This is a genomic window from Altererythrobacter sp. BO-6 (assembly GCF_011047315.1).
Lineage (GTDB): Bacteria > Pseudomonadota > Alphaproteobacteria > Sphingomonadales > Sphingomonadaceae > Erythrobacter.
Window position 1 is genome coordinate 1,845,639 of sequence record NZ_CP049259.1, and the last position, 18,716, is coordinate 1,864,354.

Here is an 18,716-nt window from a genome sequence, read left to right on the forward strand (position 1 = left end):
ACATGTGTGGAATTGTTGGCTCGATTTCGCGAAGCAACTCAGAGAGCTTTGCGCTTGCAGTTGACGCGATGAAACACCGTGGTCCCGATGCCGCTGTCATCGAACATTGGGAACTAGAGGGTTGGAGGGTGTCACTGGGCCACAGGCGATTAAGCATCCTCGACCTTAGCGAAGCGGCGAACCAGCCTTTCACAAGCGAATGCGGTAACTTCACGCTAATTTTTAATGGCGAGATCTATAATCACAACGACTTGCGTGAATTGCTGACCGCTAAGGGCAATCGTTTCCGAACGCGTTCGGATACAGAGGTCCTGCTAGCCGGGCTAATCTACGAAGGGATCTCATTTCTTGCCAAGGCCAATGGAATGTTCGCTGTCGCCCTTCTCGATCGGAGAAACCGGCGCTTGCTTCTCGCGCGCGATCCGTTCGGGATCAAACCATTGTACGTCTCTCGTAATGATGACGGAGGATTGATCTTCGCCTCGGAGATGCAGGCGCTCGCTCTGGCCGCTGGAGTAACTCTGGTGCCAGACGAGGCCGTTTTTTCTGAATTCTTGCTCAACGGGTTCGTGTATGAACCTTCTTCTGGCTTTCGAGGAGTGGAAAAAGTGCCGCCGGGCTCGGTGGTCGAGTTTAGCCTAGCCGACGCCCAAGTTCACCATAGACGTTTCTACAATCCCTTGACGGCGCCCCCAAAAAGGGAGTCGCTAGATACGTTGCTCACAAGACAGATCGGACTAGAAATTGAGGCCGATGTGCCAGTTGGTGTGTTTTTTAGTGGCGGCATTGACTCCTCCGTTCTCGTCGCTGCGTGCCCGCGCGATTTAGAAGCATTCTTCGTTGATTATGGTGACGAACAGATCGGTGATCTTCAGTATGCCGAAGCTATCGCCGCCAAATTCAAAGTTCCGCTCAAGCGGGTGCACCATCGCTCCGAAACGCTAACGGCTGATGGCATCATCGAGGAATTTCGAGAGGTGGCGCGCGGCACCGAAGAGCCCATTTCGGATTACACTTATCTTGCAACCCGCGCGATCTCCCGCCTTGCTCGGGAGGCGGGCTATAAAGTGATGTTAAGCGGCATGGGCGGCGACGAGCTGTTCGCTGGATATCCGCGCCACGCCGTCGCCAAATACTGGCATGCCCTTCGATTGGCTGGCCGGGGATTAGGCGTAGGGGCCGAGCTACTTAAGCGCCTTCCAAGACTAAGCAAACGTGCCGGACGATTGAAGGCCTACTTGGGCGCCCCCGACTTTGCCCAAGCATATACAGCGCTAGTAGGCTACTTTTCGGCAGAAGAAGTCTCCCAAATGACGGGTTCGCATCAAGGGGTCGAAGATGCCTTCGATCGCATTCGCACCCTGCTCTCTCCAGTTCGTGAGAGATCTGCACTTCGTCAGGCAATGTACCTAGATAGATTTGGCTTTCTAGCGCACAATCTCACCGTCACGGATCGAGCTAGCATGGCGGAAAGCATTGAAGTTCGGGTTCCTTTGCTGAACGCGGCGGCTGAGGCATTTGTGTGGGGCGAAACCGATCGTGAGCTTGTGCGTGGGCTATCGGGTAAATTACCCCTCAAGGCTTACCTGGAGCGACACCTCCCGAAGCAATTAATTTATAGACCGAAGGTAGGATTCAACCCTCCGCTTGATGGCCGTATCGCCAAGATCGGTAAGGATCGATGCGTCGATCTCATTACTAAAGGACGCATCGCTAACGTGGTTGACCCCTCTGTCACGCGGCCATGGGTCTTTGAGCATTTTGAAGGGCGTGCGAATAATACATATCGCTTGTGGCAGCTGATATATTTCTCGCTTTGGCTCGACGAGTGGCAGAGGTAAATCTATTTGCCCGAGATTTTACGTATAAATAAGTAATATGGGACTGTAGCTTTAAGGACTTCGCAGCTAATAGCAATTTTCATTCTCAGTCCAAGATCGACACTAAGGTAGAAAAAATGGGAATCGTAGAAACTTTCGACCGGCGATTTTATCCTCAGTTTGATGGAAGTTGGGATGATGTGATTTTCAGAAGACATATCTTGCAGGCGATCACCCCGGAAATGGAGATACTCGACTTAGGCGCGGGCGCGGGTATCGTTGAGGCAATGAATTTCCGCGGGCTGGTGCGCCGTGTCTGTGGCGTCGATCTCGACCCGCGTGTTGCCGACAATCCATTCCTCGACGAAGGTCTGGTCGCAGATGCCAGGAATATTCCTTATCCAGATTGCAGCTTCGATCTAGTTTTTGCCGACAATGTGATGGAACACATTGAAGAGCCAGATTTGGTGTTCGCAGAAATAGCGCGCATCTTGCGACCCGGAGGTAAGTTCCTCTTCAAGACGCCCAACAAGACCCATTATATGCCTTTGATCGCGCAACTAACCCCGCACCGTTTCCACCAATGGATCAATCGGAAACGAGGACGGAACGAGGTTGACACCTTTCCGACTCGCTACAAGTGCAATACACCCAATAGGGTAAAAAAAATCTCTAATCCAATCGGATTTTATGTTGATTATATTGAATTAATTGAGGGGAGGCCTGAATACTTGAGGATAAATGGCGCGATTTATATTTTCGGAATATTATATGAGCGGCTAGTCAATTCTACAAATTTTCTTCGAAATTTTCGAATACTGATGATTGCGAGATTGTCAAAGCCGGCAAGATCTTGAGCTCTAGGCTTATGTGGCGACTTGGGCGCTTCTGGCGGACGATAAAATATCTCAGGCTGCAACAAGTCATGGGGCGCATTCGCCTTCGCTTGGCAAAGCCGCGGCTAGATTTGTCGCCAGCCCCTCAGTTGCGTCAAATGGAAGGGTCGTGGTCGTTGCCAGCTCGAAGAAGGCCGAGCATGACCAGCCCAATTGGCTTTCGATTGCTCAATAGCGAGGGCGACTTGTTGCGACACGGGTGGGGTGGGGAAACCAAGCCCAGACTTTGGCGTTATAATCAGCACTATTTCGATGATCTCAACGCCTACGCTGCAGAAGATAGAAGGCAATGGCACTCCGACCTGCTCGGGCAATGGGTTACGGATAACCCGCCGGCGAGTGGAGTGGGCTGGGAGTCCTACCCCACATCGCTTAGGATAGTGAATTGGGTAAAGTGGGCGTTGGCAAACAATGCGTTGTCTGACGAAGTGATCCATAGCCTTGCGGTGCAGTCACGCTGGCTACGAAAGCGGCTCGAATGGCACCTTTTAGGCAATCATCTATTTGCGAACGCAAAGGCGCTGGTTTTTGCTGGGCTCTTTTTCTCGGGCGAAGAAGCGGACGCATGGCTGCGAACTGGTGTTGAAATCTTGCATGAGCAATTGCCAGAACAGGTGCTCGATGACGGCGCTCAATTCGAGCTCAGCCCAATGTATCATGCGCTCGCTCTCGAGGATTTACTGGACTTGGTTAATGTGACCCGCGCCTATGGTCGGGACAATCTTGCTCGGGAATTCGCATCTCGCATATCGGCCATGCTCAAATGGCTGCTTGGGATGAGCCACCCTGACGGCGATGTCGCTTTCTTCAACGATGCGGCGATCGGGATCGCGCCCGGCAATGCTGAGCTGCTGCGCTATGCGCAGGATCTGGGCTTCAACCTAGAGCCGCCGGCTGATGGGATCACTTATCATGTACAATCCGGCTATTTACGGATGGCTCTTGGGCCTGCGGTCGTAGTTGCTGACCTTGCTCGTATCGGCCCTGACTATCTGCCAGGCCATGCACATGCGGACACGCTCAGTTTTGAACTCTCTCTTTATGGGAAGCGCTTCGTCGTAAACTCGGGGACGTCCGTGTACGGAACTGGCCCCGAAAGGCAGCGTCAGCGTGGAACCGCAGCGCATTCAACGTTGGTCGTAGATGACGAAGATTCGTCGGAGGTGTGGTCAGGTTTTCGTGTCGGACGGAGAGCTAAGCCGTTCGATGTCGCTGCTTATGAAGACGGGACCAACCTGATCGCGCACGGTGCGCATGATGGGTACACCCACTTGCCGGGTAGTCCGGTGCATCGGCGCAGATGGCGCCTCAGCGAAGACCGGCTGTTTGTTGAGGACACAGTTGAAGGTTTCGGCGCTCACCAGCTCGAGGCCTATTTCCACTTGGGCCCTGGGATATGCACCGTCGCCGAAACGGCAAATGGTATTGTGGAGCTCAGGGATATCAATAGCGGACACCAGGCTACATTTTCAGCTGAAGGTGGAACTGTTGAAGTCATGCCGTCGAGCTGGCATCCGGAATTCGGTTTAAGTGTTGCGACTAAAGTGATCCGCGTTAGCGCTGAAGTATCGTTACCCCATACCCTGCGATGCGAGTTGGCTTGGAGCGCGCAATGAAGCTTTTGATGCTCTCCAACTACTTTACGCCGGACTTGAGCGCTGGTTCATTCCGCATGCAAGCGCTGATCGATGCCCTGGAGCCTTGGGGCGCCAAGGGGCTCGAAGTCGACCTCGTCACAACTCGGCCAAACCGCTATGCTAGTCTGCGCGCAGAGGCGCCAGCCTTCGAAGATCGCGGCTGGCTCAAGGTGCATCGAATAGAGCTTCCTTCCCACAAAAGCGGAATGGCTGACCAGGCACGAGCTTATGTCCGTTACGCCCAAGGCGTTCGGAAGCTTACACGCTCACGGCAATGGGATGCGGTCTTTGCTACCTCGTCTCGACTGATGACTGCAGGTTTGGGCGCCCACATATCGCGGCGACTGGGTGTCCCTCTCTATCTGGATATCCGCGACTTATTCACTGACAATATGAACGAGCTCTTGGCGGGTAGCCCGATCAAGTCCCTCATGCCGGTCTTTCGCATGATAGAGCGCAGAGCTTTTGGTCGAGCCTCGCGTATCAATGTGGTTTCGCAAGGTTTCGCACCGCATATTCAATCAACCGCACCGAAGGCGCAGCTGAGAGTATTGACCAACGGTATCGATTCGATTTTCTCAGAGTCGGATTTCCGCAAGCCCAGTGGTGGCGGCCAGCAGCCACTCATCGTCTATGCCGGGAATATGGGAGAGGGCCAGGGGCTGCATAGGATCGTCCCGCAAGTGGCCAAACAACTGGAGGGCAGGGCTCGTTTTCGCCTGATCGGAGATGGCGGGCGAAAGAGGGCTTTGGAGGCCGCTATTGCCGCTGCCGGATTGGGCCATGTTGAATTATTTCCGCCGGTTCCGAGGGCGAGCTTACTTGATCATTATCGCGAGGCCGACATTCTTTTTCTTCACCTTAATGACCTTGATGCCTTTCTCAAGGTAATACCTTCGAAGATCTTCGAATACGCCGCTACAGAGAAGCCGATCCTTGCGGGTGTTGCGGGACATGCGGCGGAGTTCCTGACAGAGCATCTCCCCGATGCAGAAGTCTTCGAGCCGCTCGATGCTGACGCGATGGCACGGGCTATAGATCGGCTCATTGAAAGCCCCCCCAAGCTAGACCGCTCCGAGTTCCGAAAAGCGTTTGCGCGCAGCCAGATCATGGAGCGTCTGGCGCGCGATATCATAGAAATGATTGATGAACCTCGCAGGCTTCGCGTTTCCGCATAACGCGACCATGTCGAGAACTGTGCTCAAGCTGATAGATCCACAAATCACGTTGTCGCGCCTAGCGGTCGGTCTGCGTGCCCCTATTCAGGCCCAGACGTTGTGCTCGGCCTTTTCAAGATAGCGCGCCAACACATTCACGGACTTCCACCCTCCCGCCCGCATGATGGCTGCGGTGTCGAAGCCTCGCCTCAAGAGATCCTGCGCTGCGCCCACTCGCATCGAGTGCCCGCTGAATGAAGCGACCTGCTCTGCCCGTAGGCCGCAGCGTTGCGCCGCTTCCTTGATCACCCGCCGCACAGTCGTTGTCTCTAGACAGCGATCGATCACCTTGCCTTGGTAGATCGGACAGAACAGCCACTCGATTTCGGGGCCGCGGTAGGAAAGCCATTCCCCAAGCAAGTCGGCAGTGCGCTTTGATGTGAAGGCGATACGCCCCTGGCCGTAGGGATCGGCCTTGCTTCGACGGATCAGCACTCTCAGCGTGCCATCCGCTCGCTCGACGATATCCCGATTGCGCAGCGCAATGAGTTCTGATCGACGGGTCAGCAATTCATAGCCGAGCGCGAGCATGGCGCGATTGCGCAGACCCCATGGCGTATCGGGCTCGCTTTCCAGGAAACTATCGAGATAGTTGCGCGTCAACCCCTTGGCCTGGCGTGGGCGAATACTGCGGGCCCGCCTGACCTTGCGCATGGCAAGATTGATATCCTCGTCATAGGTCGGGTCTGGTAGCCGTAATAACCGGTGGACCTTTCGAATGGCATAAAGCCGACGCTGGACGGTGGACGACGCCCTGGATTGACCCTGGTCCTCGAGAAAGCGGCAGACGGTCTCGACGCTGGCGGGGAAAGGCTGCCTGATGCAATTCTCCACGCACCAGTCTTCGAAAGCCTCGACATCGGCGCGGTAACTACGCATTGTTGATGGCGCATAGGCACCCTCAAGACGCTGGAATTCAGAGCGCCAATCCAAGCCTATTCGTTGAGCATCCATGTGGCCAATATGATAGAAAATCAATCATAATGCAAGTCCAGGGACTGACCGCGCATCAGATAAAGGCCGCTCGCGGAGCACTTGGTTGGTCTGTTCAAGATTTGGCCGACAGAACCGGCGTGGGAACCGCTACAATCTCAAGGTACGAACTAGCAAACGCAGTTCCCCGGTCACGCAAAGACAATCTCGAGAAGATCAAGGCGGCTTTTGAAGCCGAAGGTATTGAGTTTATCGGCTCGCCCGACGACCGGCCAGGTATTCGCATCGGCAAGCCGCCAGGCTCCTGAGCCTCAAACCCATCCCCTCAGAAATCGTCGAGCATCTCCTTGCCGCTCCTGAGCAGTTCGCGGACATGCTTGCGAAACTCTCGCGCCTCACGAGTAAACTCGCCATGCTTTAGTGCATTGCGATTGCCTTTGGGGGCGCCCGACCCTCTCGCGCCGCCATGCATGCGGCACCTCTTCCTGCCGCTCACTGCAGGTGCCTCACAGGCGGTCCCTCGGCGCGTCCTGGCGCCGCAGCGCGGGCTTTGACGCATCGGGCCGGTATTGCGTGGATGCATCGTGATCACTTGGCCTTCCCTTGGCTTACTGTTTTCGCCTCGGGCATCTCCAGCGGAACTGAATCATCGGGCTTGTGATCAAGCTCAGGTGGATGGGCTCCCGCATTTCGCTTGCCGCTCGCCTCGACGTTACCAACGATCGCCTGGCCGCCCCTTTCGACACGGATGTGCTCGACTGTGACTTTCTGCTGACCCTTCCCGCGGTGCTTGTTGAGCGTTTCGAGCTGGCGGGCGTAGAGCGTCATCAGCTTGTGTGCGTGCTTCAGGGCCATGTCTCGACCCTCAAACGTCTGGTTTGGCAAGGCCGCTCGGCGCAGACATTCCATTGCCGCGAAATGCGTACCAACCATTTGCTGGGCGAGCATTCCCTCAGCTCCGTCGGACGGCTTGAGGCTGTTGTAATGCTCGATCGCGCGCGTGATCCGAACGTTGAGCTCCGCTTTGTCCATACCCTCGTGGCGCCAAAGGATATTCGCGAGCTCATTAATCCGATTATTGAGAATACTAAGCTCTTCAACCTTCAGGAACTCACGTGCCTGTTCATCTGTAACCAGGTTATGGGGAGGGGTTGGCGGGAGCTTTTCGGTTTCCTTCTTGGGCATGCCATTCCGCCTTGCAGTCTCGACGTTGTCGCAAGGTATAGTGCAAAAAGAACGTAATTGCAGCAGGGCTTCTCGTCACAGACTTACTGTGTATGGGGTTGTATTTGAATTTCCCATTTTTATCCCCCCCACCCCTGGCTACTGGGCGCATCGCCTCAAGCCTGTGAGACAGGGAGGTAGTGCGTTGGGGAGGTGTTGGGCAAATGCCCGATAACGCGCACTCCTGTCCGCCCCAGCGAAAGGGCTTGCGCCGCGGCCATTAACCTTGTGCAAAAAGCACCGCGCCTATCTATGCTGACGCCATGAACAAGATCCACCCAGTTATCCTGTGCGGCGGGGGCGGCACGCGGCTCTGGCCAAAAAGTCGTGCCAGCCACCCCAAGCCGTTCCATCGGCTGGTCGGCGATGCCACGCTGTTCGAGCAGACACTCGATCGCCTGCAGGGCGAGCGCTTTGCCGCTCCGCTGATCGTCGCCGGCGAGGCGCATGTCGACCTGATCTGCGCCAGCATGCGGGAGAGCCCCTCGTGGGAGCTGGTGGTCGAACCGGCGGCAAGGAATACCGCGCCCGCCATTGCCCTCGCCGCCGCGCGCCTCGATCCTAAGGCGGTGATGGTGGTCTGCCCCAGCGATCACCATATTGCCGACCTGCCCGAGTTCCACGCTGCTATCGCCCGCGCCGCCGAGCTCGCAGGATCGGGCTGGCTCGTCACGCTCGGCATCAACCCTACGGGTCCGGAAACCGGGTTTGGCTATATCGAGCGCGGCGCCGCGCTGGGCGAGGGGGCGTTCAAGGTCCAGCGCTTCGTCGAAAAGCCTGACCTGGCGACAGCAGAACGCTTCCTCGAGAGCGGCACCTTCAGCTGGAACAGCGGCATCTTCCTGTTCGAGGCCGGGGTGTTCCTCGAACAATTGGCGCTCCACCGACCGGCCATGGCGCAAGCGGCAAGGCGCAGCGTTGCCGAGGGCGGGCTGGAAGCGAACCTGTTCCATCCCGCCGCGTTTCCCTTCGCCGAGATCGAAGGCGAGTCGGTCGATTATGCCGTGATGGAGCATGCCGAGCGCGTGGCGGTGGTTCCGGTATCAATGGGCTGGTCGGACATCGGCAACTGGCAAGCGCTGCGCGATGCCCAGGTGGCCGATGCGAATGGAAATGCGTCACAAGGACAGGCCGAACTGATCGACTGCGAGGGCGTGTTCGCTGTCAGCGATGGCCCGCGGATTTCGGCCATCGGCCTTGAGGATGTCATCATCGTGGTGGATGGCGATGAGGTGCTGGTCACCTCGGCGAAGCATGCGCAGAAGGTCGGCCAGCTCAAGGGAGCCAAAGGCCAATGAGCAGGCGGCTCGAGACCAAGACTCTGGAAAAGGTCTGGGGCCGCAAAGGCATTAGCGCGCCTTTCTCGAACGATCCCGAATTGCAGATCGGCGAGATCTGGTTCGAACCGCAAGCTCCGGTTGAAGACCTGCTGGTGAAGTATCTCTTCACGTCGGAAAAACTTTCCGTTCAGGTCCATCCCTGTGATGCCGATGCTCAAAGGATGGGGCTGGGCACGGTGGGCAAGGAAGAATGCTGGCTTATTCTGGACGCGGAACCGGGCGCGGCGGTGGCGCTTGGCCTAGACGATGAATACTCTGCCGAAGCAGTGCGAGCGGCTGCGATCGATGGCTCGATCGAGGAGATGCTGGTCTGGCACGAGGCCAGACCGGGCGATTTCTTCCATGTCCCGCCCGGAACCATTCACGCGATTGGACCAGGTCTGACCCTGCTAGAGATCCAGCAAAACACGGATATCACGTTCCGCCTGTTCGACTACGGCCGGCCCCGCGAACTCCATCTCGACCAGGCCATGGAATGCGCCGATTTCGCGCCCTATCCCGCCCAGTACCGCAGCCACGTGCGCGGCGATGCGAGCGAGGTGTTGCTTGACGGAGCAGCCTTCACCGTGACCTTGCTCAAGGGACCACATGAGATGGTCGGTCTCGAGGACGCGCTCGTCATCCCGCTGCGTGGCTATCTTGCGCTGGGTGATGAGCGGATCGACGCAGGGAGCTGTGCAATGCTTGCCAGCGGCGATCTGCTGACGACGAGTGAAGATGCCGAAGCGATCGTGGCGCAATCCGACTAGCCGAAGTGCGACAAGCATCTGGCTGCCTCACCATCCCAGAGAAACGGATTGAGGCGTTTTCCGACCACAGCTCAGCATGCGGTTGGCGAGCAATGGATCGAAGGAATCACCTGCTCGAAGGGGCAAACTCGATCTGTTCCAGGCTGAGATTGGCCGGGGGCTGGCTCTCGGGGCCGGTCCCGCTCAGCGTGAGGGTGACCAGGTTACAGCCTGTCGGCACGCTTATGGTCGAGCGATAGGTCGTCGCTTCGGAACGCGGTGGGATCGGCTGGTCCCAAATGCGCTTGGCCGGCTTGTCAGCGGCGGCAACGCAGTCTGCGCGCCAGGCGATGCGGACCCGCTCCGCCCTGCCGGAGAATTTCACGCGCTGTGTCAGTGTGTAGTCGCGGCCGCCCTGAACCGGGAAATCGCGCGACGCGAGCGATCCGCGGGCAAGCGGGTCGATTGAGACGTTCATCAGGCCTTCGTCATTGGTGCGCACACTGATGCCGCCACCATTGGCGAGCGACCAGGCGAGCCGCCCGAGCCGTTCGTCGGTCGTGATCTTGTTGGGTGCGGATGAGGCGAATGCCTTTGCGTCGAAATCGCCCCAGGTCGCCTCTGCTAGCTTCAGCGCATCCCCCGATCGTCCGTCAGCAGCCAGGCGATACGCCAGTTGCGCGATCGCTGGTTGATACTGCTTGCCACTGAGCCAGCGGGCCACGGGCAGGGTCATCTCGAATGCATCGCCAGGCTCAGCATCAATCGCAGCCTTCGCCATGAAGGCCGGTGCCCACGGCGCATTGTTACGAAGGTAAGGCTGGGCTGCTTCCCTGACCTGGGGATATTTGACGGCTGAAACCAGGATCGGCCGCAGAACTTCGCCGAGCTCAGGGGTAACCGAAAGCGCGGCATGATAATGCGCGAGGAACCCCTCGAAATCGTCGCGCTCTGCCGCCCGTTCCAGCAGCCAGACCTGCGCCAGGCTGTCCCGGCGCGAGACGCGATCCGACAGCTGCATCGCGCTTCTCGCGCGCGCTCGATCTCCACTCAGTTCGGCGTTCAGACCGATAATGCGCAGCGAGGAGCGATTGAGCGGCGTCGCGATGAGCGAGCGCAGCGCCGTGCGCGTGTCCTCGGCATTGGCCTTGTAGATGCGATCCTTCTCGATCCGCCGATTGACCAGCTTGGCAAGGGCGGGCCCATCGCCCGGTCGCCACTCAAGCGCGGCTTCGGGGTCCGCCACGCGAAGCGTCGAGACGAGTGCAAATTCAAAGGCGGGCCAGGCGGCGGCCAGCGAAGCGACGGCGGCTACGGCGTATCTGACTGTTTGCTGGCTACCCGCCATTATGCGCGACCGGCCTCTTCGTAATCTTCGCCATAGCGCTGACCATAGCCATAGCCATAGCCATAGCCATAGCCATAACCGTAGCCCTTGGAGCCGCTATCGACCTTGGTCAGGATAATGCCGAAGATATGGGCGTTGACCATCTGGATGCGCTTGATCGAGGCCCTGATCCCGCGTGCAGCCGGTCCGGCCGATTGGACGACGTAGACCACGCCTTCAACAGCGCGGGCGATCAGCGGGGCATCGGTCATGCCCAGCACTGGCGGGCTGTCGATGACGATGTGATCGAACTGTTCCAGTCCCTCGCGCACGAACTGGTTGAGCCGGTCGCCGCTGAGCAGTTCTGCGGCGCTGGGCGGCACGGGGCCGGCGGCAATGATCGACAGGTTCTTGCGATCGGTTTCCTGCACCAGCCCAGCCCAGTCGCCATCGCCGGCGAGGTAATTGCTGAAGCCACGCTCGTTGCTGGCGTCGAAAAAGCCATGGATCGACGGCGAGCGCAGGTCAGCATCGACCAGCAACACGCGCCTGTCGGTCCGGCCCAGCACCGTGGCAAGCGCCATGGCGGTCGAGGACTTGCCCTCGCCAGGCCGGGTACTGGCGACCGCGATCGATTTCGGGAAGCCATGATTGGTGGAGAAAGCCAGGCTCGAACGGATCGAGAAATAGGCATCGTAATAGTTGGATTTGACGTCCTGCAATTCCTCGAGGACGTCGTCTTCCTCGACCATCGGCGTGATGCCAAGCAGCGGCAGCTTGAGCAGCGGCTCGACCTGCCCCGGTTCACGGATGCCTTCGTCGATCTGTTCGAGCGCGAAGGCAGTCGCGGCGGCAAGGCCAAGCCCGAGCATGAGCGCAATGGCCAGGTTGATCAGCAATCTGGGCGATGACGGTTTGTCAGGCGCAATCGCGGGCTCGACAATGGCGATGTTGTTGACGCCGATGGTGCCGGCAACGCCGATCTCCTTGTAGCGCTGCAGCAGCGCATCATAGAGTTCGCGGTTGGTGTCCGCCTCGCGCTGGAAGATCGCGTACTGGATATTGGCCTGGTTCTGGGTGTCCAGCTCGCGCTTGAGCTCGTTGACCTGCTGCTCCAGCTGGCGCTCGCGCTGCAGGGCTTCGGTGTATTCGCGCGAGCGCGCCTGCGAGATGCGGGCGGTTTCGGCGGCAATCGCAGCTTCGATCGCGCTCAATTGCTGCTTGAGCTCGATGACCGCGGGATATTCCGGCGCAAACTGCACCTGCATCTTGGCATAATCCCCGGCCACGATCGCCCGTTCGCGCCTCAGGTTGGCTAGCGTATTGCTCGTCACAGCCTCGGAGGTGCTATCGCCGCGCGCACCGGCACGGGTTTCTGCAGCGATCCGGGCCGCCTTGGCCGCATTGAGTTCGCCAGCGAGCTGCTCCAGATTTGCCCCGGTCAGCGTCCGATTGGCGATCGCGCGCCCATTGGGGTCCCTGATCTGGTCAAGCGTTACGATGCCCGATTCCGACCCGTAAAGGACAACCTGCCGTTCCGATTCCTCCAAGCGCTCGCGCAAGGTAGCCAGGCGCTCTTCGAGGAAAGCGCGGGCGTCTGCCGTGGAGGCGAACTGGCGCTCAACGCTGAGGTCGACAAAGGCCGACGCCCACTGGTTGGCGATGCGGGCGGAAAGGGCAGGGTCGCGGCTGGTATAATTGATGTTGACCAGCTTTGAGAGCCGGATCGGGGAAATCTCGACCGTATCCAGCAGCTCTTTCACCACCAATCGACGGCGCTCTTGCTCAAGCTGGGCCTCGGTTTTCCCGGAGTCAGTTTCCTCGAGAATGTCCGGGTTGATGCCATGCGCCTCGAAAAAGGCCGGGTCCTCATAGAGATTCAGTTCCGAAGCCACGCGTTCGGCCAATGGCCGCGCTTCGAGCAGCGCGTACTGGGTGGCGTAAAACTCCAGGTCCTGCCCCTGGACCTCGGCCTCGAGACCCTCGACATTGGTGATCTGCTTTTGCTGGCGGTCGATCTGCACCTGAGTCTTCGCCGTATAGAGCGGCGCCATCAGCAGCGTGATCGCGACACCCAAAATGACGCAGGCGGCAACAATGCCGGCCATCAGCCAGCGCCAACGCAGCACCGTGAACCAGTACTGGATGAGCACCGGCGGCAGATGGAAGCCTTCGTCACGGCCTTCAGGCTGGAAGTCCGGCATCGCTGGATCGCGGGTAAGTGAGGCGTTGTCGTTCATGAAATTGGAGGCCATTCGAATGTGCTAGCTTAATTGTTGCGGTCGAGCAGCAGGACGACAGGCGCCAGCAATGGGGTGGCGGCCAGGAAGTCCTTGAAAATTCTGCGGCTGTTCGAATTGCCGACGACGACGACGTCGCTCGCGAAAATTTCGGGATCGGCGTAGCGCCCTTTCTCGATCGCACGGACATCGTAGAGCGCGGCGTAGTCCTGTCCCTCGACGGTCCGCAGGACCACAACTTCACCCTTCTTGGAGAATTCGGTCCAGCCTTCAGCCGACGCGATCGCGGTCATCAGCGTCATGCGGCCAACAATCGGATAGACGCCAGCCTTCTTGACTTCGCCGCTTATGGTGACCGTCTGGCTGACGATTTCCTTGAGGTTCACTGTAACCTGTGGATCATGGATATAGCGGCCGCGGAAGCGATCCGCCATCATCTCGCCAACTTCTCCCGGCGTCCTGCCGGCAACCTCGAGCGTGCCGATCAGCGGGAAGGTCATGCGACCGCTGGCATCGACCTGGACCTCTTTCTTGGAGAGCTCCTCGCTGCCGAACACATCGATGGTCAGTATGTCGAACGGCCCGACGCGATAGGGGCGCTCGTTGGCGGCAAGGTCCGCCACGGTCGGTTCCGGCAGGGCGTCGCCCGCAACCACTTCGAGGCCCGGCGCGCCGCCAATATCCGGAGACGACGATGCGCAGCCCGCCAGCAGCAACGCGAGGCCAATGGAGTATGGGGCAATTGATTTTAGCCTAGGCATCCCGCTGATTGCTTTCCTTGACTTGTGATTGACTGAAAGGACTCCAGGCCCAGATCGCGGCTATCGCTAACAAAGCAGACAGGATTGGAGTTCGAAGCGGATAGTCGGTCACGCTGGCAAAAGCCAGCAGGAGAATCACGATCACACCGGCACGGCGCAGATGGCCTGCAGCGCTTCGCGCCCCAAGCGCGGCTTTGGCTGCCACGACGAACATCACCGCAGCGACCAGCGCAAGGATTACGCCTGGCAGGCCAGCTGTCAGAACGAGGTCGAGCCAGTCGTTGTGTGCTTGGTTGAAATACTGCTCCATCAACAGGCGCGATTCCTCATGGATCTGGTAGACTGGTACGAAAGAACCAATGCCCGAGCCCCACGGCAGGTAGCTAGGCAGGAAGTCAACTATGCTTTCCCAAGCCGGAATGCGCGGCTCATTCGCTAATCCGTCGACCCGGTCGAAGGCCTTGTCGCGTGCCATGAAAACAGTCCCGGCGACCATCCCGGCGGCGATCAGTAACGCCACGGCGCCCTGGATCAGCCTGCCAATGGCGAAGGCGTCGCTCCGCTTTGCGCCGCTGAAGAACATGAAGGCGAGGGACATGAAGGAAATGGCACCGACGATCAGTCCCATCCGCGAACCGGTCACGAGGATCAGCGGGACGAGCGCGATCATGCCCGCCGCCGCGATCAGCCGAGTCGCGCGCGGATCGATCTTGAAGCGCCCGGCGCTCAGCGCAATCGCTGCCAGCATCGGAAACAGGCAGGCCAGCATCGCTGCCTGGTGGTTGCGGTTGGCAAAGAACCCGCTCGCGTCTCCGGCAAAGCGGTAGAAGCGGATGTCCGTGCCGCCCGCCTGGATAACCCCCACAAACCCGCTGAGCATGCACAACACGATCACAACTGCCAGCAGCCGCATCCGGTCTTCCTCGCCGAGCTGCGAGGCCAGCAGCAATGCAGCAAACGGCACACTCAGCGCATAGAGCGCGTTCCAAGTGCCTTCCGGATGCATCGAAAGCGGTCTCCAGATCCCCTCCAATCCGGCAAGCGTATCGATCTCGACCAGGATCTCGCGGCCCGGCAACGACTGCCATACACCCGGCGGCAGCGGAACCAGATGCGCGACCGTCAGCAATACAACAGCACCGAACAACAGCCAGATCGGCCGATAAGTGGCGAAGTCTTCCTTGCGTATAGTGGCCAGTCCATAGCCCGCGGCGAGGACGGCAAGTGGGCGCAGCACGATCAGTTTCGACACGTCAGCTCGCGAACTTCCGCCAGTAAGGAACAGCAATGCCAGGAACAGCGCCAGGACCGCCAGTTGCGGGCTCCAGCTGCTCACCGCGAAAAGGCTGTACCCGCCATGTTCTCGGCGGCTGCGCGAAGCATGTTTCCGATGGCTGCGCGACGACGACATTTTGCTTTCGGGGGCTCCGCAACTATTCGGATGAACTGGGCTGAAAACGACGCGGCTTCCTAAAGTAGCGCAGCGCGGTATTCCACCCCCAATTCGAGTTTCGCTGGAATTTCTTGGACTAGGTCATCGCGCACAATGAACCTTGCGTCGCCGTCACGCCTATCTTGCCCTTTAATCTTGCCAGATGTAGCGCAAGCGCATGACGAATCTTCTGTCCAGGGCCATTGGCGTCACATTTCGTTGCTCGCGCGGGCGGCATGAGCGCAGCGATGCCAATATCCGCAAATTCGGCGACACCTACAAATCGACCTGCCGCTTTTGCGGCAAACCGATGATCCGCGTCACCAAGCGCAGGTGGAAAATCATCGAAGACGATGAATAGGCGATGCGGCCACTGCTCGCGCTAACCCAGCGCGATATCCGGCGCGTCTTCCTGTTTCATCCCAACGATATGATAGCCCGCATCAACGTGATGGGTCTCGCCCGTCACCCCTGAAGACAGGTCGGACAGGAAATAGAGACCCGCGCCGCCGACATCCTCGATCGTGACATTGCGGCGCAGCGGCGAATTGTATTCGTTCCACTTCAGGATGTAGCGGAAATCGCCGATCCCGCTGGCTGCCAGCGTCTTGATCGGCCCGGCGCTGATGGCGTTCACCCTTATGTTCTGCGGGCCCAGGTCATTCGCGAGATATTTGACGCTGGTTTCGAGTGCCGCCTTGGCAACACCCATCACATTGTAGTGGGGCACCACTTTCTCGGCGCCGTAATAGGTCAGCGTCAGGATCGAGCCCCCGCCATTCCCTTGCTCGTCCACCGGCGGCATCATCGCCGCCGCGCGTTGCGCAACGGCAACCAGCGAATAGGCCGAGATATTCATCGTCATCAGGAAGTTGTCGAGGCTGGTGTCGAGATATTTGCCGCGCAGCTCGTTCTTGTCGGAAAAGCCGATCGCATGGACCACGAAGTCGAGCGTGTCCCAGCGCGCTTTCAGCGCTGCAAAGGCCGCGTCGAGCGCCGCCATGTCAGCCACGTCGCATTCGATCAGGAAATCGGATCCCAATTGCTCGGCCAGCGGGCGCACCCGCTTTTCCAGCGCTTCCCCCTGATAGGAAAAGGCCAATTCGGCGCCCTGTTCGCGGATCTTCTTCGCGATCCCCCAGGCCAGCGACTTGTCATTGGCAAGCCCCATGATCAGCCCGCGCTTGCCTTGCATCAACCCGCTCATGCGGCTTCCTCCTCTTGATGCTCCTGCGCTTCGGCGGTGGCCTGCTCTTCTTCAGGCGTCACCGCCAGCGCTGCGTTCAATTCCGCGCCGATAACCATTCCCAGTCCAATGAGCCAGAAAAAGAACAGTGCGACCATGATCCCGGCCAGGCTGCCATAGGTCAGGTTATAGGTGAAAAAGCGGCCCAGCACCGGCGGTAAGGCAGCTGTTACCGCGATCCACCACAGCGTTACCAGCGCGACTCCGGGCCATTTGGGATAGCGACGCGCGCGATAGGCGCTTGGGGTCAGCGTGTAGAACAGCGTGTAGAGCGATCCGAATACCACCAGCGCGGGTGCGAGCCGCGACAGTCGCAATTGCGCCAGTGTCCCGGCCAGGTCTGGAAACCGCGCCTGGATTACCTGCTCGGCGGCGCCGATCAGAACCTGCGCGAACAACGCCACCACCAGCAAGACCACAGCGCCCAGCGTGAACCCGGTCGAAATCAGCCGGTATTTCCAGAATGCACGGGTTGGCTGGGTGCCGTATGCGCGGCGCAGGATGTCGCGGATCGTCTCCACCAGGCTGGATATGGTCCACAGCGCCACCGCTGCGCCGGCCCATAAGAGCCAGCCGCTGCGCGCCGCCATCACGTCGCGCGCGACCGGTTCGATCGTGCCTGCCACTGTGGGCGGCATCGCCACCACAATCGTCCGCACCAGCGCGTCCTGATGCGAAGCGTCCCCGATCAGCGCGAACAGCGCCGCACCGAGAATAAAGAAGGGAAAGATCGCCAGCACCGCCAGATAGGCTAGGTTGCCGGCATGGATGAAGCCATCGTTGAAAGCGCCGATCGCGGTGCGCTTGATCACTTCGAAGGCGCGCGTGCCGGGGCCGATATGATAGATGACTTTGCCGCGCAGGGTGCTCGCCTCGAGCCGGCGCGTTTCCGGCGACAGCGAGTGGATTTCGCGTTCTTCCGGTTCCGGAAGCTTGAAATGGGACAAACTCAGACCCCCAGGCTGGCGCGCGGATTGCTTCCGTCCTGCCAGCCTTCAAGCCGCTTGGCCAGTTCGCCCGGATCATCGGGCAGGTGGATTTCCAGCGTGACCAGCTGATCGCCTCGCCCACCAGTCTTGGTGCTCCAGCCCTTGCCCTTGAGCCGCATCACCGTGCCGCCATGCGTGCCCGGCTTGATGGTCAGCATGACCGGGCCTTCGACCGTGGGGCATTTGACCTTGGCCCCGTTGAGTGCCTCGTCGAGCGTGATCGGCAGGTCCATCCGCACATTGTCGCCGTCACGCCGGTAAAACGGGTGGCTGCCGACCGAAACGATAACGATGCCATCGCCCGCGCCGCCCGGCCCGTGCTGGCCCTTGCCCTTGAGCCGCATCTGCGTCCCGTCTTCGACCCCGGCGGGCAGCTTCAGGTCGATCGTCTTGCCATCGGCCAGCGTGATGCGCTGGTCCTTGCGCGCGGCGGCATCGACAAAGGAAACCGCCAGCCGATACTGGATATCTGCGCCCTTTTGCGGTGGCGGGGGGCGCCGCTGGCTGCCGAAGCCACCACCCATCCCGGAGGCACGCCTTCCGCCACCTCCGCCGAACAGGCCCTCGAAAATGTCGCCCAGGTCCATCTCGCCATTGCCGAAGCCCTGGAAATCCTCGGCGCGGAAGCCGCCGCCACGCTGCCCGCTGCCGAACCCGCCGCCCATCCCCGCAAAGGGATTGGCCGGATTGCCATCGGCATCGATTTCGCCCCGATCAGATCGCGCGCGCTTGTCCTTGTCGCTCAACAAGTCATAGGCGTTGGTGACTTCGGAAAAGCGCTCCGCCGCCTTGGGATTGTCCTTGTTGCGATCGGGGTGCAGCTCCTTGGCAAGCTTGCGATAGGCGCTCTTGATCTCCGCTTCGCTGGCGGTGCGCGTTACGCCAAGGGTTTGGTACGGATCGGCCATAGCGTGTTAGCTAGGTGC

The 18,716-nt window shown here is 59.4% G+C and carries 16 protein-coding genes; 7 read left to right on the plus strand and 9 right to left on the minus strand.

Annotated elements, in window-relative coordinates:
- The first annotated feature begins 2 nt into the window (after positions 1 to 2).
- The 4 genes from asnB to G6N82_RS09050 all read left to right on the plus strand — a co-directional run bounded on the left by asnB (position 3) and on the right by G6N82_RS09050 (position 5,531).
- The gene (gene asnB, locus G6N82_RS09035) at positions 3 to 1,841 is read left to right on the plus strand and encodes an asparagine synthase (glutamine-hydrolyzing) (RefSeq protein WP_165195749.1); all 1,839 of its coding nucleotides are present in this window, start codon (positions 3 to 5) and stop codon (positions 1,839 to 1,841) included.
- A gap of 116 nt (positions 1,842 to 1,957) precedes the next feature.
- Positions 1,958 to 2,677: a class I SAM-dependent methyltransferase gene (locus G6N82_RS09040; RefSeq protein WP_165195751.1), complete on the plus strand. Its 720-nt coding sequence runs from the start codon at positions 1,958 to 1,960 to the stop codon at positions 2,675 to 2,677.
- A 179-nt stretch (positions 2,678 to 2,856) separates the two neighbouring features.
- Entirely contained in the window at positions 2,857 to 4,332 is a 1,476-nt protein-coding gene (locus G6N82_RS09045) for an alginate lyase family protein (RefSeq protein ID WP_206520148.1), read from the plus strand.
- Positions 4,329 to 5,531 carry a glycosyltransferase family 4 protein gene (locus G6N82_RS09050; RefSeq protein WP_165195756.1) on the plus strand — a complete coding sequence of 401 codons (1,203 nt, stop codon included), beginning with the start codon at positions 4,329 to 4,331 and terminating at the stop codon, positions 5,529 to 5,531. Before G6N82_RS09045 ends, G6N82_RS09050 begins: the two co-directional genes overlap by 4 nt.
- An 84-nt stretch (positions 5,532 to 5,615) precedes the next feature.
- On the opposite strand, the gene G6N82_RS09055 is transcribed toward G6N82_RS09050, so the two are convergent.
- Positions 5,616 to 6,548, minus strand: coding sequence for a tyrosine-type recombinase/integrase (locus tag G6N82_RS09055; protein WP_165195758.1), 933 nt, complete (start codon positions 6,546 to 6,548; stop codon positions 5,616 to 5,618).
- Positions 6,549 to 7,091: 543 nt separating this feature from the next.
- Complete coding sequence (locus tag G6N82_RS09065; protein ID WP_165195762.1) at positions 7,092 to 7,688, minus strand: hypothetical protein; 597 nt, start codon at positions 7,686 to 7,688, stop codon at positions 7,092 to 7,094.
- A 302-nt stretch (positions 7,689 to 7,990) separates the two neighbouring features.
- Between G6N82_RS09065 and G6N82_RS09070 the strand changes: the two genes are divergently transcribed.
- Both G6N82_RS09070 and G6N82_RS09075 read left to right on the plus strand, forming a co-directional pair.
- Positions 7,991 to 9,025, plus strand: coding sequence for a sugar phosphate nucleotidyltransferase (locus G6N82_RS09070; protein WP_165195764.1), 1,035 nt, complete (start codon positions 7,991 to 7,993; stop codon positions 9,023 to 9,025).
- On the plus strand, positions 9,022 to 9,816 hold the full coding sequence (locus G6N82_RS09075; protein ID WP_206520149.1) for a class I mannose-6-phosphate isomerase: 795 nt from the start codon (positions 9,022 to 9,024) through the stop codon (positions 9,814 to 9,816). Before G6N82_RS09070 ends, G6N82_RS09075 begins: the two co-directional genes overlap by 4 nt.
- Before the next feature lie 106 nt (positions 9,817 to 9,922).
- Here G6N82_RS09075 and G6N82_RS09080 read toward each other — a convergent pair whose 3' ends face one another.
- From G6N82_RS09080 to G6N82_RS09095, 4 genes are read right to left on the minus strand one after another with little or no spacing between them, the layout of a single operon-like run.
- The gene (locus tag G6N82_RS09080) at positions 9,923 to 11,143 is read right to left on the minus strand and encodes a hypothetical protein (protein WP_206520151.1); all 1,221 of its coding nucleotides are present in this window, start codon (positions 11,141 to 11,143) and stop codon (positions 9,923 to 9,925) included.
- A complete protein-coding gene (locus G6N82_RS09085) occupies positions 11,143 to 13,362 on the minus strand; it encodes a polysaccharide biosynthesis tyrosine autokinase (RefSeq protein WP_241255058.1) in 2,220 nt (739 codons plus the stop codon). The genes G6N82_RS09080 and G6N82_RS09085 overlap by 1 nt, the downstream gene beginning before the upstream one ends.
- Positions 13,363 to 13,391: 29 nt before the next feature.
- Positions 13,392 to 14,123: a polysaccharide biosynthesis/export family protein gene (locus G6N82_RS09090; protein ID WP_165195768.1), complete on the minus strand. Its 732-nt coding sequence runs from the start codon at positions 14,121 to 14,123 to the stop codon at positions 13,392 to 13,394.
- Positions 14,116 to 15,459, minus strand: a complete 1,344-nt coding sequence (locus G6N82_RS09095) for an O-antigen ligase family protein (protein WP_165195770.1) — start codon at positions 15,457 to 15,459, stop codon at positions 14,116 to 14,118. Before G6N82_RS09095 ends, G6N82_RS09090 begins: the two co-directional genes overlap by 8 nt.
- 274 nt (positions 15,460 to 15,733) lie before the next feature.
- On the opposite strand from G6N82_RS09095, the gene G6N82_RS09100 reads away from it, so the two are divergent.
- Complete coding sequence (locus G6N82_RS09100) at positions 15,734 to 15,916, plus strand: hypothetical protein (RefSeq protein WP_165195772.1); 183 nt, start codon at positions 15,734 to 15,736, stop codon at positions 15,914 to 15,916.
- A 21-nt stretch (positions 15,917 to 15,937) separates the two neighbouring features.
- On the opposite strand, the gene fabI is transcribed toward G6N82_RS09100, so the two are convergent.
- The 3 genes from fabI to G6N82_RS09115 are packed head-to-tail and all read right to left on the minus strand — an operon-like array spanning position 15,938 to position 18,698.
- Positions 15,938 to 16,762 carry an enoyl-ACP reductase FabI gene (fabI, locus tag G6N82_RS09105; protein WP_165195774.1) on the minus strand — a complete coding sequence of 275 codons (825 nt, stop codon included), beginning with the start codon at positions 16,760 to 16,762 and terminating at the stop codon, positions 15,938 to 15,940.
- Positions 16,759 to 17,748 carry a YihY/virulence factor BrkB family protein gene (locus G6N82_RS09110; RefSeq protein ID WP_165195776.1) on the minus strand — a complete coding sequence of 330 codons (990 nt, stop codon included), beginning with the start codon at positions 17,746 to 17,748 and terminating at the stop codon, positions 16,759 to 16,761. The genes fabI and G6N82_RS09110 overlap by 4 nt, the downstream gene beginning before the upstream one ends.
- A 2-nt stretch (positions 17,749 to 17,750) precedes the next feature.
- On the minus strand, positions 17,751 to 18,698 hold the full coding sequence (locus G6N82_RS09115) for a DnaJ C-terminal domain-containing protein (RefSeq protein ID WP_165195778.1): 948 nt from the start codon (positions 18,696 to 18,698) through the stop codon (positions 17,751 to 17,753).
- Positions 18,699 to 18,716 lie beyond the last annotated feature (18 nt).